Origin of the sequence: Angustibacter sp. Root456, assembly GCF_001426435.1 — a bacterium.
Taxonomy (GTDB): domain Bacteria; phylum Actinomycetota; class Actinomycetes; order Actinomycetales; family Angustibacteraceae; genus Angustibacter.
In genome coordinates, this window is sequence record NZ_LMER01000016.1 from 181,529 (window position 1) to 194,743 (window position 13,215).

The window sequence follows — 13,215 nt, forward strand, 5'->3', positions numbered from 1 at the left end:
AGCAGGGTTGCGGTCGGTTCCCGAGGGTTGCAACCCTCGGCAAGCGGAGTGTCGCCCACATAACGTGATCAACGGGAGGTGGGGCGGCGGGGGAGGTGGGACGGCGGGGGAGGTGGGACGGCGGTGTGGGGCCGGCGCAGCGGGAGGGCTCAAGTTCTGGGGTCCGACCGTCGATGTCCGGATTGCGTCTGTGTGCGGCCTCCAGCAGCGGGGGTCGGCGGCCTCGGGGGCCGGACCGATCATCACCTCGCGATCCCCAAGGAGCCCCGTTCCATGTTCTCCCTGCGCCACGGCGCCGCTGCCCTCGTCACCACCGCTCTCGTCGCCGCCCCGGTGGCCCTCACCGCAGTCCCGGCGCAGGCGGCTCACCGGAAGCCGTGCACCATCACCGCGGCCCAGCGCGCCGCCACGATCGACCAGGTGCACGCCCTGCAGCGCCAGCTCGCCGGCCACCACCTCACAGCGTCCGAGCGCATTGCGCTGCACGCCGCCACGGCCGAGCTGCGCAAGGCCCTGCGTGATGGCCACCTGACGGCGGCCGAGCGCAAGGCCAAGCGCGCCGAGTACGTCGCGCTCGTGAAGAAGCTGCACGCTGCGGCGACACCGGAGGAGCGCACCGCGATCCGCAGCGAGCTGGCGGCCCTGCGCGCCGAGTTCGTCGCCGGCCGCCTCACCCGCGCCGAGCGCCGGGCGCTGCTCGACGAGATCGCCGACGTGCGCCGCGCGTTCACCCAGCGCCCCACCAAGGCCCAGCGTGCCGCGATCCGGGCCGAGGTCCGCAGCCTCGCGGCCACGCTGCGCTGCACCACTATCTGAGCGGTCCACCAGGTCGGTCGCGCACGTCTGGGCACGCTGCGTGCTCGGACGTGCGCGCGCCGAGTTGGTGGACCACGCGCTGAGGCGGCAGGCTAGGGCACCGTGAAGCCCCAGATGCAGCCCGACGCGCTGCTGTCAGCCGTCGAGGGGCTGCGTGCGGGGCTGCGCGACCTCACCTTCCCGCTGGACGTCGAGACCGCCGATCGCGCGCGAGCCGAGCGCCGCGCGCTGGTCGACCAGCTCGACGACTACGTGCTGCCCCGGCTGCGCTCGCTCGACGCGCCGCTGCTCGCGGTCGTCGGCGGCTCCACGGGTGCGGGCAAGTCGACGCTGGTGAACTCGGTGCTCGGCGCGCACGTCACTCGCAGCGGAGTGCTGCGACCCACCACGCGCTCGCCCGTGCTGGTGCACCACCCGGACGACGCGGCGGCGTTCGAGGGCGACCGCGTGCTCGCCTCGCTCGTGCGCGTCACCGGCGACGAGCCAGAGCCAGACCGCGGCGACGACCGGCGCATCACCGCCGTCCGGCTCGCTGCGAGCGACGCGCTGCCCGCCGGTCTGGCGCTGCTCGACGCCCCCGACATCGACTCGGTCGTCACCGCCAACCGCGAGCTCGCCGCGCAGCTGCTGGCCGCCGCCGACCTCTGGCTGTTCGTCACCACGGCGGCCCGCTACGCCGACGCCGTGCCGTGGGACCTGCTGCTCGGCGCGTCCGAGCGCGGCGCGTCGGTGGCCGTGGTGCTCGACCGCGTGCCGCCGGAGGCCATGCAGGAGGTGCGCACTCACCTCGCGCAGATGCTGCGTGAGCGGGGCCTGACGACGACACCGCTGTTCACCATCCCCGAGACCACCACGGACGACGGCCTGCTGGCTCCTGAGGTGGTGCGCCCGGTGCGGTCGTGGCTCGTGGCGCTGGCGCGCGACTCCCAGGCGCGTCAGGTGGTGGTGCGGCGCACCCTCACCGGTGCGCTGGGCGCGCTGGACGCCCGGCTGGCGACGCTGGTCGAGGCGGCGCAGAGCCAGGACGACGCACGCGCGGCCCTCGAACGCGAGGTCGAGGAGACCTACGCCCACGCCTACCGCAAGATCGAGCAGGGCCTGTCGGACGGCTCGCTGCTGCGCGGGGAGGTGCTCGCGCGCTGGCAGGAGTTCGTCGGCACCGGCGAGCTGTTCCGCACCCTGGAGGCCGCGGTCGGCCGGCTACGCGACCGCGTCGTGTCGGCGCTGCGCGGTCGCCCCGCGCCGGCGGACGAGATCGGCGAGGCGCTGCAGACCGGCGTCCAGAGCCTGCTCGTGGCCCAGGCCCAGCTCGCGGCGCGCGACGCGTGGCAGCGGTGGCGCTCGCTCGACGGCGGTCGCCCGCTCGCCGAAGAGCACCGCGACCTCGCCGAGCCCGCACCCGGCCTCGACGAGCGCGCGGCGCGCACCGTGCGCGACTGGCAGCGCTACGTCCTGGAGCTCGTCACGCACGAGGGCGCCGACCGGCGCACCACCGCACGGTCCCTGTCGTTCGGCGTCAACTCCGTGGGCGTGCTGCTCATGCTCGTCGTCTTCAGCCAGAGCCTCGGGCTCTCCGGCGCCGAGGTGGGCATCGCGGGCGGCACCGCCGTGGTCGCGCAGCGGTTGCTCGAGGCGGTGTTCGGCGACCAGGCGGTGCGCTCGCTCGCCGCCAAGGCGGAGGCCGAGCTGCTGCAGCGGGCCCGCGCGCTGCTCGACACCGACCGTCAGCGCTTCACCGAGGCCCTCGACGCGCTCGAGCCGGGCCTCGACGTCGCGCGACTGCGCGAGCTGCAGCACGACCTGGAGGCCGCGCAGTGATCCGACGGACTCGGGGCGATGGCGCTGGTGTCGACGTCGCGGCGCAGGCCGGCGCGCTCACGCAGGCCCTCGACGCCGGAGGCCATCGCCTGGACGTCGCCGCGGCCCGCCGCGCGCGCACGCTCGTCGGCAAGGTCGACGAGCGGGTGCGCCTCAGCGCAGACCACACCGTCGTGGCGCTCGCGGGTGCCACGGGCAGCGGCAAGTCGAGCCTGTTCAACGCCCTGACCCGGCTCGACATCGCGACGGTCGGCGCGCGGCGTCCGACGACGTCGGTGGCTTCGGCGTGCGTCTGGGGCGCCGAGGGGGCCGACGCCCTGCTCGAGTGGCTGGGCGTGCCGCGCCAGCACCGCGTGAGCCGGGAGAGCGCGCTGGACGCCGGCGACGACGACCTGCACGGGCTCGTGCTGCTCGACCTTCCTGACCACGACTCCACCGAGGTCGCGCACCGACTGGAGGTCGACCGGCTGGTCGAGCTCGTCGACGTGCTGGTCTGGGTCACCGACCCGCAGAAGTACGCCGACGCCGCCATGCACCGCCGCTACCTCGCGCGGCTGGCCGGGCACGACGCGGTGGTCGTGGTGGTGCTGAACCACGCCGACCGGCTCGCGCCCAAGGAGCTCATCGCCTGCCTGCGCGACCTCGAGCGCCTGCTGGTGGCCGACGGCCTCACCGGCGTCGAGGTGGTGGCGACGTCGGCCGCCACCGGTGTCGGGGTCGTGGGCCTGCGCCAGCTGCTGGCCGGTGCGGTCGGACGGCGCACCGCGTGGCGCGAGCGGCTGGCCGCCGACCTGCACGCCGCGGCGCGCGAGCTGCGGCACGACGTGAGCGATAGCGAGGCCGACCCGTCACGGCTGGCCGAGCAGACCGGGCTGGTCGACGCACTCGCCGACGCGGCCGGCGTCGAGACCGTGGTGCGCGCCGTCGAACGCGACCACGTGCGCCGGGCCACCGCTGCGGCGGGGTGGCCGGTGACCCGCTGGGCCGGGCGCCTGACGCCGGACCCGTTGCGGCGCCTGCGGCTGGGACGCTCTGGCAGCGGCCACGAGGACGACGGCGTCGACCTCGCCGGCGCTCTGCAGCGCTCGTCGCTGCCCGCGCCGACACCGGCGCAGCGCTCGCGCGTCGAGATCGCGACGCGCCGGGTCGCCGACGCGGCCGCCGACGGCCTGCCCGACCGCTGGGCCGACGCCGTGCGCGCGGCCGCGCAGCCGGCCCCCGACGACCTCGCCGACGCGCTCGACCAGGCCGTGGTGCAGGTCGACCTCACGGCCCGGCGTCCGCTGTGGTGGCGGGTGGTCGGGGCGCTCCAGGTGCTGCTCGCGGTGGCCGCGGTGGTGGGGCTGGTGTGGCTGGTGGCGCTTGCCGTGATGGGCTGGCTGCGCCTGCCCGAGCCGTCGACGCCGTCGCTCGGGCCGCTGCCGTGGCCGACGCTGCTGCTCGTGGGTGGGCTGCTGCTCGGCTTCGTCATCGGCGTGGTGGTGCGCGCTGTCGCGCGCTCGTCGGGGCGGCGCCGCGCCGCCCAGGTGCGGCGCGGGTTGCGCGATGCCGTTGCGGCAGTGGGGCGCCAGCAGGTGCTCGGGCCGGTGGAGCAGGTGCTGGCCGACCACCGCGCCACCCGCGAGGCGCTCGCCCGCGTGACGCCCTGACCCGGCGTCCGGGGCGCTGGCGGCCGTCACGGTCGGGGGCACACCCCGCAGGCAGATAGCCTTGAGCCCATGGCCGAGTTCATCTACACCATGACCAAGGCGCGCAAGGCGCACGGCGACAAGGTCATCCTCGATGACGTCACGATGTCGTTCTACCCCGGCGCGAAGATCGGCGTCGTCGGCCCGAACGGCGCCGGCAAGTCGACGATCCTGAAGATCATGGCCGGGCTCGACCAGCCGTCGAACGGCGAGGCCCGCCTGAGCCCCGGCTACACCGTGGGCATCCTGCTGCAGGAGCCGCCGCTCAACGAGGACAAGACGGTGCTCGGCAACGTCGAGGAGGGCGCCGGCGAGATCAAGGCCGCGCTCGACCGCTACAACGAGATCGCCGCCGAGATGGCCGAGAACTACTCCGACGAGCTGATGGAGGAGATGGGCAAGCTCCAGGAGGTCATCGACACCGCTGACGCCTGGGACCTCGACAGCCAGCTCGAGCAGGCGATGGACGCCCTGCGCTGCCCGCCGCCGGACGCCGACGTCAAGGTGCTCTCGGGTGGTGAGCGCCGTCGCGTCGCGCTGTGCAAGCTGCTGCTGCAGAAGCCCGACCTGCTGCTGCTCGACGAGCCCACCAACCACCTCGACGCCGAGAGCGTGCAGTGGCTCGAGCAGCACCTCGCCGCCTACCACGGCGCCGTCCTGGCCGTGACCCACGACCGGTACTTCCTCGACAACGTCGCGCAGTGGATCGCCGAGGTCGACCGCGGCCGCCTCTACCCCTACGAGGGCAACTACTCGACGTACCTGGAGAAGAAGCAGGAGCGCCTGCAGGTCCAGGGCAAGAAGGACGCCAAGCTCGCCAAGCGACTCAAGGACGAGCTGGAGTGGGTGCGCTCGAACGCCAAGGGGCGCCAGACCAAGTCCAAGGCCCGCCTCGCGCGGTACGAGGAGATGGCCGCCGAGGCCGAGCGCACGAGGAAGCTGGACTTCGAGGAGATCCAGATCCCACCGGGCCCGCGCCTGGGCAGCGTGGTCATCGAGGCGCAGGACCTGCGCAAGGGGTTCGGCGACCGCCTCCTGATCGACAACCTCTCCTTCTCGTTGCCGCGCAACGGAATCGTCGGTGTCATCGGACCGAACGGCGTGGGTAAGACGACGCTGTTCAAGACGATCGTCGGCTTCGAGCCGATCGACAGCGGCGACCTGAAGGTCGGCGAGACGGTGAAGATCTCGTACGTCGACCAGAGCCGCGGGGGCATCGACCCGAAGAAGAACGTGTGGGAGGTCGTCAGCGACGGCCTCGACTACATCAAGGTCGGCAACACCGAGATCCCGTCGCGTGCCTACGTGTCGACGTTCGGCTTCAAGGGCCCCGACCAGCAGAAGGCCGCCGGAGTGCTCTCCGGCGGTGAGCGCAACCGGCTGAACCTCGCGCTCACCCTCAAGCAGGGCGGCAACCTGCTGCTGCTCGACGAGCCGACGAACGACCTGGACGTCGAGACGCTGGGCTCCCTCGAGAACGCGCTGCTGGACTTCCCGGGCTGCGCCGTGGTCGTCAGCCACGACCGGTGGTTCCTCGACCGCGTCGCGACGCACATCCTCGCCTACGAGGGCGACGACGAGGACCCCGCCAAGTGGTACTGGTTCGAGGGCAACTTCGAGTCCTACGAGGCCAACAAGGTCGAGCGTCTCGGCGCCGACGCCGCGCGCCCGCACCGGGTGACGTACCGCAAGCTCACCCGCGACTGACGCGACGGTGGTCGGCCTCTGGCTGCGGCTGCGTGACTCCTTCTGGGTCGTGCCGGCGCTGCTGTGCGTCGGCGCGGTGGTGCTCGCCGAGGTCGTCCTCGGCCTCGATCGTCACGTCGATCTCGGTGACACGTTCGTCGCTTCGGTGCTGAACGAGGCCGGTGCGAGCGGCAGCCGCGACCTGCTCGGCGCGGTCGCGGCGTCGATGCTCAGCGTGGCGGGCACGATGTTCTCGATCACCATGGCGGTGCTCGCGCTGACGTCGTCGAGCTACGGGCCACGGCTGGTGCGCAACTTCATGGGCGATCGCGGCAACCAGGTGGTGCTCGGCACCTTCCTCGCGACCTTCCTGTACGCGCTCATCGTGCTGCGCACCGTGCGGTCGAGCGGCGACTCGGGCGATCGCACGGCCTTCGTGCCGCACCTGGCGGTGACCGTCGCCGTCGTCCTGGCCGTGGTGTGCGTCGCCGTCCTCGTGTACTTCATCCACCACATCAGCGACTCGATCCAGGTGGCGACGCTCTCGGGGCGGGTGCGGCAGGAGCTGCGCGAGACGGTCGAGCGGATGTACCCGGCCCAGACCGGTCGTGACGTCGCGGCGGTGGCGGACGGCGAGAGTGCGGACCGGGCCGCAGACCTGCCGGGCGACCTGTCGGCGACCACGCCCGTCGAGGCCGGGGACGCGGGCTACGTCGCGGCCGTCGACCTCGCGCACCTGCTGCGGCTCGGGCAGGACCACGACCGGGTCGTCGTGCTGACCGTGCGCCCGGGCGACCACGTGCTCGCGGATGACACCGTGGCGCGGATCTGGCCGGCGTGCGACGAGGCCCGCTCGGACGAGCTGGCGTCAGCGGTGCAGCGGGCGGTGACCGTGGGCCGCAACCGCACGCCGTACCAGGACGTCGCCTTCGCGGTGCAGCAGCTCGTGGAGCTGGCGGTCAGGGCGCTGTCGCCAGGCACCAACGACCCGTTCACCGCGCAGAACGCCCTGGACGACCTCACCGTCGGCTTGGCTCTCATGGCAGCGCGCCCGACGCCGTCCGCTCGGCGCTACGACGACCAGGGTCGGCTGCGCGTCGTGGCCGAGCCGGTGACGCTCGCCGAGCTCGTCGACCAGGTGATGGACGCCATGCGGACGTACGCGCTCGGCGCACCTGGGGTGCTGTTGCGCACGCTCGACCTCGCCCAGGCGGTCGGCGTGCGGGCCGAGTCGTCCGACGTCCGCGAGCGTCTGCGCACGCAGGTACGGCTGCTGGCTGACACCTTCGCCCGCGAGGCGGTCGCCTCGCGCGACGTCCAGCTCGTCACCGAGCGCGCCGAGCAGGTGCTCGCCGCGGTGCCTGCTCGACCGTGAGCGCCGCGGGGGCACCCCGCCGCCAACCTATGGCAGCAGGGTGCCCCAGCGGCCGCCGTCCGGCCGCCGTCCGGCCGCCGTCAGAGGTCGGCCGGCCGCAGGACGAACGAGATGCCGTGCGCGATCTGGACGTTCCCCGCGTTCAGGTCGAGCTTGCTGGGCACCAGGAACGGGTTGATGTCGTTGCGGTCGTTGTCGACGAGCCGCACGATCGGGAACCACCGGCTGAGGACGTCGACCCTGAAGGTCGCGCCTGGCAGCGCCGTCTGCAGCTCCGCACCGTCCGAACGAAGCGCCTGGCGCGAGGTGATCGTCGCGCCCGGCACGACGTGGTAGAGCAGCACCTGCTCGACGGTGTCGATACCGAGGCCCGCGACCGCGGTGAAGACCTGGCTCTCCGAGCGGTACCAGCGGTGGGTCACGTCCGCGGCCAGCACCTGGAACGCCCGGTCGTTGGGCAGGAACGCCGTGAGCGGCACCGAGCCGTCGGCCAGCACGCTCACCGGGCTGCTCGGCTTGGCCTTCAGGACGGCCGCGACCGCAGCGTCCACGATGTCGAAGTCGTACCAGTTGCGGTCGAACGCGTGGCCGTCGGCGGCGAGCACCGTGGCCAGGCTGCGCGTGCCGGTCGGCGTGGCGGCGCTGGCGGCTGGGGCGGCGGCGATCGCCGAGGTCGCGGCGACGGCCCCGGTCACGAGCGCGATCACGGTGCGGCGCAAGCCGCGACGACCGCGCCGGCCGGCGGTGGTGGTGCTGGTCATGGTTCCTCCTGGTGCAGGGTCAGCAGGGGTGAGCAGGACGCCCCACACTTCGCCGTCTCGCCCGGCGACGGTTGCACTGAATCGGTTCCCACGTCGGGCAACCGTTTCGGGGGTCGGCTACGAAGTGAGAGCGTGGACGTCGACCCTCTGGGTGCCCGGTTGGCCGCCGGCGACGAGGCAGCACTCGAGGAGTGCTACGCCTCGATCGCGCCGACGGTGCTGGTCTACCTGCGCCGCCACGTCGGGCCGGACGACGCCGAGGACGTGCTGCAGCGCACCTTCCTCGACGTCTGGCGCGGCGCCAAGCGCTATGACCCGCGGCAGAGCCTGAGCGGCTGGGTGTTCACCATCGCCCGGCGCCGGGCGATCGACACCCTGCGGGCGCGGCGTCCGGGGGTGGTGAGCGTCGACGTCCTGCGGGACCTGGTGGGCGACGACGGGCGTGAGGTGGCCGAGCGGTTCGCCTGGGCGGCGGACCTGCGCTCGGCGCTCGCCCGGCTGCCGGCGCACCAGCGGCAGGTGCTGGAGATGGCGTACTTCGACGACCTCACGCAGCGCGACATCGCCACTGTCCTGGACGTGCCGCTCGGCACGGTGAAGGCGCGGATGGCGCGAGGCACGAAGGCGTTGGCAGAGCTGGTCGCCCCGGTGGGGGCCCTGGACGGCAGAGGTGGTGAGGTGTCATGAACGACGGGGGTTTCGAGAACGACTACGACTACGACGGCGATGGGACGGACGGCGACGAGCTGACCGGCCTGCTGCGCGGCGAGCTGTCGCGTGAGGAGCTGGCGGTCGCCGTCGAGCGGTTGCGCGGGTCGGGCGACGCCCGCCTCGCGCTGGTCGACACGGTGGCCGCGCACGCTGCGCTGACCGCCGCGGCGCGCACGCTGCGAAGTCCGCTGCGGGTCTCGGGGCCACCGGCGGGTGCGGAGGCCGCCCTGCCGCCGCTCGAGCTGCCGCGACGCTCGCTGCGCCGTCCGCGCTGGGTAGCGGCCGCGGTGGCCGCGGTGGTCGTTCTCGGGGCCGGCGTCGGGACCGTCGTCGGGTGGCGAGGACTCTCGGGCACTCCGGCACGCCCACCAGCCGCCGTGCGGTCGGTGACCTTGCAGCCGGTGAGTGCAGCGACGGCGTCCGGCGAGGTGACGATGGCCGACGAGCCGGCATCGGAGGCGGTACCGCGCACCCGCATGCAGATCACGACGTCGGGTCTCGCGCCGGCCGGCCCGGGCCGGTTCTACTACGCCTGGCTGTTCGACCCGCAGACCAACAAGATGCTGCCGCTGGGCCTGGTGTCGGCCGGCGGCGCCAACCAGTTCGAGGTGTCGGACGACATCGTCGCCCGCTACCACGCCGTCGACATCAGCCTGCAGGACGACAACGGCGACCCGCGGCACTCGGCGACGTCGGTGCTGCGCGCCACCTACTGAGTCGGGCGCGACGAGCGCGCCCGGCTCGGCGGCGGTTGCTCAGCGCACGCGGCCGTACCGCACGTGCGAGGTCCAGAGCTTGACGTGCTTGACCCGCGAGCCCGGCTTGGGCGCGTGCCAGATGTAGCCGTGGCCGGCGTACATCGCCACGTGGTAGACGTGCCGGCCGGAGAAGAAGAACACCAGGTCGCCGGGCCGGCGAGACGACGCGCGGATGTGCGCGGTCGCCGCCCACTGCTGCTGGGCCGTGCGCGGCAGGCGCTTGCCGATGCGGGCGTACGACCACCGGGTGAGCCCGGAGCAGTCGAAGGCGTGCGGGCCCTGCGACCCCAGGCGGTAGACCGCACCCTTGCGGGTGGCGGCGACGTGGACGGCGCGCAGGCCCACCACGGTCGGGACGGCGGCGCTGGCGGCCGGCGCCTCGGCCAGCTGGGGGACGAGGACGGCCGCAGCGAGCGTGAGCACGGCCATCAGGCGGACGAGGACAGGGTGAAGCGAACGCGCAGTCGCGGTCATGACAGCTCCAGGTCATCGCCTGCGAAGCGGGACCTGTCGGGGTCGGGGACCTGTTCCCCGGTCCGTCGACCGTCGCGTGCGACGGCGGACGTCCTTACCCCCAAGGGCCGCTCGGCTGAGCCGGCGACCCGCAGTGCTTGGGCGCTCCGTTCCTGCCACCAACGCGTCAGGGTCGACGTCCCTGACACCGTGGCAGGACTCGGCGAAGTGTCAGGCGCCCCGCCGTTGCGGCGAGGGCTTCAGTATGGCATCGGGGCCTTTCGGCGGGGCCTGAAGTGGTGATTTCAGGTGACCTGGCTCACGCCGGCTGCGGTACGCGCAGCATCCCCTCCTGCGCCACGGTGGCGACGAGCCGGCCGTCGCGGCTGAAGATGCGCCCGGTGCCGAGGCCGCGCGCGCCGCTCGCCGACGGGCTGGCCTGCACGTAGAGCAGCCACTCGTCGACGCGCACGTCGCGGTGCCACCACATGGCGTGGTCGAGGCTCGCGGCCTTCAGGCCCTTCGTGGCCCAGGTGACGCCGTGGCGGCGCAGCGCCGACTCCAGCAGGGTGTAGTCGCTGGCGTAGCCCAGCACTGCCCGGTGCAGCAGCGGGTCGTCCGGCATGGGGGCCGGCGTCCGCATCCACACGGCGTTGGTGGCGCGGCGGTCGGGGTCGGCCTGCCAGTAGACGGGCGCGTCGACGTGGCGCAGGTCCATCGGCCGGGCCCGCGCCCAGTACTGCGCCACGGGGTGGTCGATGTGGCCCATGATCTCGGCCGTGGTGGGCAGGTCCTCGGGGGCCGGGACGTCGGGCATGACGTCCTGGTGGTCGAGTCCGGGGGAGGGGTCCTGGAACGAGGCGATCATCGACAGGATCGGCTGGTCGAACTGGATGGCGTGCACGCGCCGGGCGCTGAACGACCGCCCGTCCCGCAGCCGCTCGACGGCGAAGGTGATCGGCTCGTTCGAGTCGCCGGGGCGCAGGAAGTAGCCGTGCATCGAGTGCACCGGGCGCCCCGCCTGCACCGTGCGTCCGGCCGCCACGAGGGTCTGGCCCAGCACCTGGCCGCCGAAGACCCGGCCGTGCGGCTGGGGCTGGCTGTCGCCGACGAAGAGATCCTGCCCGCGGTCGTCAGTGCCGGCGTCGCGCAGGTCGAGGACGCCGAGCAAACCACGCAGCAACGCGGCGCCGTCGGGCACGCTGTCGGTGTCGGCGGTGTGCTCGCTCACTGGTCCTCCGGAGGTGCGGGTCGGGCGGGTGCGGCGTCCTGGGGTGCGGCGCCCAGCATGCGCAGCACCAGACTGCCGTAGAGGCTTGCGACGTCCTGCGGCGACTCCCGCCCGGCCGGGTCGTACCAGCGGGCGACGTCGATGCACAGTGACAGGACGGCGCGCGTGACGCCGTGCGGGTCGCCGACCGACAGCTCGCCGCGCTCGACGCCGCGGCGCACCTCGCCCTCCACGAGCGACTCGATCGCGCGGCGCCGCTGGGCCACCTGGGCGAGGTCGTCGGGGGCGAGAGCACCGAGCTCGTACTGGACGACGCGAGCGACCTTGTGGTGCAGCGCGTGCCAGGCGGTGAACGTCTCGACGCAGGTGCGCAGCCGGGCCGCGGACGACGGCTCGGCGTCGTCCGCCAGCGCCGTCTGGACGAGCTGCAGGGCGGCGTCGTGGCCGAGCAGGCTGACCTGCGCGAGCACGGCAGCCTTGCTGGGGTAGTGCACGTAGAGGCCGGCGGGCGACAGGCCGGCGCCGAGGGCGATGTCGCGGGTCGTCGTCGCGTGGTAGCCGCGCTCGGCGAAGGTCTCGATCGCGGCGTCGACGATGCGCCGGGCGGTGTCGGGCATCCCGGCGAAGGCGTCGACGGCGAGGGGTGCGGCGCTCACGGCGGCTCCTTCGGCTGCGGCGCGGTTCGCGAGCAGGGGACGCTTGACAGCGTGCTGACGCCTCGGGACGCTAGCAGGTGAGCAAGCGCTTAGTCACCCGTCGAGGAGGTCCCCGGTGCGACGCACCCTGTTCGGCCCGGAGCACGAGGCGCTGCGCGCCACGGCCCGCGAGTTCCTGCAGCGCCACGTGGTGCCGCACATGGACGAGTTCATCGAGAACCGCGGCCTGCCGCGCGAGTTCTGGCTCGAGGCCGGCAAGCAGGGCCTGCTCGGCCTGCACGTGCCTGACGAGTGGGGTGGCGGCGGCAGCGAGGACTACCTGTTCGGCGTCGTGGTGGCCGAGGAGATCTCGCGCGTCTCGGCGTCCATCTCGTCCTGCGTGGGCATCCACTCGAGCGTGTGCGCGCCGTACCTCGTCGAGCTCACGACCGACGAGCAGAAGGAGCGCTGGCTGCCGCGGTTCTGCACCGGTGAGCTGCTGTGCGCCATCGCGATGACCGAGCCCAGCGGCGGCTCGGACCTCGCGGCGCTCAAGACGACGGCGGTGCGCGACGGCGACGGCTGGATCCTCAACGGCTCGAAGACGTTCATCACCAACGGGTTCAGTGCCGACCTGGTGATCGTCGCCGCTCGCACCGACCCCAGCAAGGGGGCCAAGGGCATCACGCTGTTCGGCGTCGAGGCCGGCATGGAGGGCTTCACCCGCGGCCGCAAGCTCGACAAGGTCGGGCAGACCGAGTCCGACACCGCCGAGCTGTTCTTCGACAACGTGCGGGTGCCCGACGCGCTGCGCATCGGGCCCGAGGGCAGGGGCTTCATCGCGATGATGGAGCGGCTCGTGCAGGAGCGGGTCGGCGCCGCCATCGCCAACACGGCGCACGCCTCACAGATCCTCGACGAGACGATCGAGTACGTGAAGCAGCGGCACGCCTTCGGTCAGCCGGTGGGATCGTTCCAGCACAACAAGTTCAAGGTCGCAGAGCTGAAGACGCAGATTGACGTCACGCAGGCGTTCGTCGACCAGTGCGTGCTGGCGCACGCCGCCGGTGAGCTGTCGGCGGCCGACGCCGCGAAGGCCAAGTGGTGGAGCGCGCAGGTGCAGAACGACGTGCTCGACGAGTGCGTGCAGCTGCACGGCGGCTACGGGTACATGAACGAGTACCGCGTGGCGCGTGCGTGGCGGGACGCCCGAGTCACCAAGATCTGGGCCGGCTCGAACGAGATCATGAAGGAGCTCATCGGCCGGGACCTCGGGCTGTGAA

12 protein-coding genes are annotated in these 13,215 nt (G+C 73.1%); 8 read left to right on the forward strand and 4 right to left on the reverse strand.

Annotation, left to right across the window (positions count from 1 at the left end):
• The first annotated feature begins 273 nt into the window (after window positions 1-273).
• The 5 genes from ASD06_RS10805 to ASD06_RS10825 all read left to right on the forward strand — a co-directional run bounded on the left by ASD06_RS10805 (window position 274) and on the right by ASD06_RS10825 (window position 7,383).
• Window positions 274-816, forward strand: coding sequence for a hypothetical protein (locus ASD06_RS10805; RefSeq protein ID WP_056676986.1), 543 nt, complete (start codon window positions 274-276; stop codon window positions 814-816).
• A gap of 102 nt (window positions 817-918) precedes the next feature.
• Window positions 919-2,634 carry a dynamin family protein gene (locus ASD06_RS10810; RefSeq protein ID WP_200942056.1) on the forward strand — a complete coding sequence of 572 codons (1,716 nt, stop codon included), beginning with the start codon at window positions 919-921 and terminating at the stop codon, window positions 2,632-2,634.
• The gene (locus tag ASD06_RS10815) at window positions 2,631-4,283 is read left to right on the forward strand and encodes a GTPase (RefSeq protein WP_056676991.1); all 1,653 of its coding nucleotides are present in this window, start codon (window positions 2,631-2,633) and stop codon (window positions 4,281-4,283) included. The genes ASD06_RS10810 and ASD06_RS10815 overlap by 4 nt, the downstream gene beginning before the upstream one ends.
• 69 nt (window positions 4,284-4,352) lie before the next feature.
• Window positions 4,353-6,029, forward strand: coding sequence for an energy-dependent translational throttle protein EttA (ettA, locus tag ASD06_RS10820; RefSeq protein WP_056676994.1), 1,677 nt, complete (start codon window positions 4,353-4,355; stop codon window positions 6,027-6,029).
• Window positions 6,030-6,036: 7 nt separating this feature from the next.
• Complete coding sequence (locus ASD06_RS10825) at window positions 6,037-7,383, forward strand: DUF2254 domain-containing protein (protein WP_056676999.1); 1,347 nt, start codon at window positions 6,037-6,039, stop codon at window positions 7,381-7,383.
• 80 nt (window positions 7,384-7,463) lie between these two features.
• Here the strand turns inward: ASD06_RS10825 and ASD06_RS10830 are convergent, their stop codons facing one another.
• Complete coding sequence (locus ASD06_RS10830; protein ID WP_056677002.1) at window positions 7,464-8,144, reverse strand: fasciclin domain-containing protein; 681 nt, start codon at window positions 8,142-8,144, stop codon at window positions 7,464-7,466.
• A gap of 132 nt (window positions 8,145-8,276) precedes the next feature.
• On the opposite strand from ASD06_RS10830, the gene ASD06_RS10835 reads away from it, so the two are divergent.
• A complete protein-coding gene (locus ASD06_RS10835) occupies window positions 8,277-8,831 on the forward strand; it encodes an RNA polymerase sigma factor (protein WP_056677005.1) in 555 nt (184 codons plus the stop codon).
• The gene (locus ASD06_RS10840; protein WP_056677008.1) at window positions 8,828-9,571 is read left to right on the forward strand and encodes an anti-sigma factor domain-containing protein; all 744 of its coding nucleotides are present in this window, start codon (window positions 8,828-8,830) and stop codon (window positions 9,569-9,571) included. Before ASD06_RS10835 ends, ASD06_RS10840 begins: the two co-directional genes overlap by 4 nt.
• A gap of 39 nt (window positions 9,572-9,610) precedes the next feature.
• On the opposite strand, the gene ASD06_RS10845 is transcribed toward ASD06_RS10840, so the two are convergent.
• The 3 genes from ASD06_RS10845 to ASD06_RS10855 all read right to left on the reverse strand — a co-directional run bounded on the left by ASD06_RS10845 (window position 9,611) and on the right by ASD06_RS10855 (window position 11,953).
• Window positions 9,611-10,087: a C40 family peptidase gene (locus ASD06_RS10845; RefSeq protein WP_056677012.1), complete on the reverse strand. Its 477-nt coding sequence runs from the start codon at window positions 10,085-10,087 to the stop codon at window positions 9,611-9,613.
• A 298-nt stretch (window positions 10,088-10,385) separates the two neighbouring features.
• Window positions 10,386-11,297: an acyl-CoA thioesterase II gene (locus tag ASD06_RS10850; protein WP_056677014.1), complete on the reverse strand. Its 912-nt coding sequence runs from the start codon at window positions 11,295-11,297 to the stop codon at window positions 10,386-10,388.
• Window positions 11,294-11,953 carry a TetR/AcrR family transcriptional regulator gene (locus ASD06_RS10855; RefSeq protein WP_235502307.1) on the reverse strand — a complete coding sequence of 220 codons (660 nt, stop codon included), beginning with the start codon at window positions 11,951-11,953 and terminating at the stop codon, window positions 11,294-11,296. The genes ASD06_RS10850 and ASD06_RS10855 overlap by 4 nt, the downstream gene beginning before the upstream one ends.
• A gap of 115 nt (window positions 11,954-12,068) precedes the next feature.
• On the opposite strand from ASD06_RS10855, the gene ASD06_RS10860 reads away from it, so the two are divergent.
• Window positions 12,069-13,214, forward strand: a complete 1,146-nt coding sequence (locus ASD06_RS10860; RefSeq protein ID WP_056677018.1) for an acyl-CoA dehydrogenase family protein — start codon at window positions 12,069-12,071, stop codon at window positions 13,212-13,214.
• Window position 13,215 lies beyond the last annotated feature (1 nt).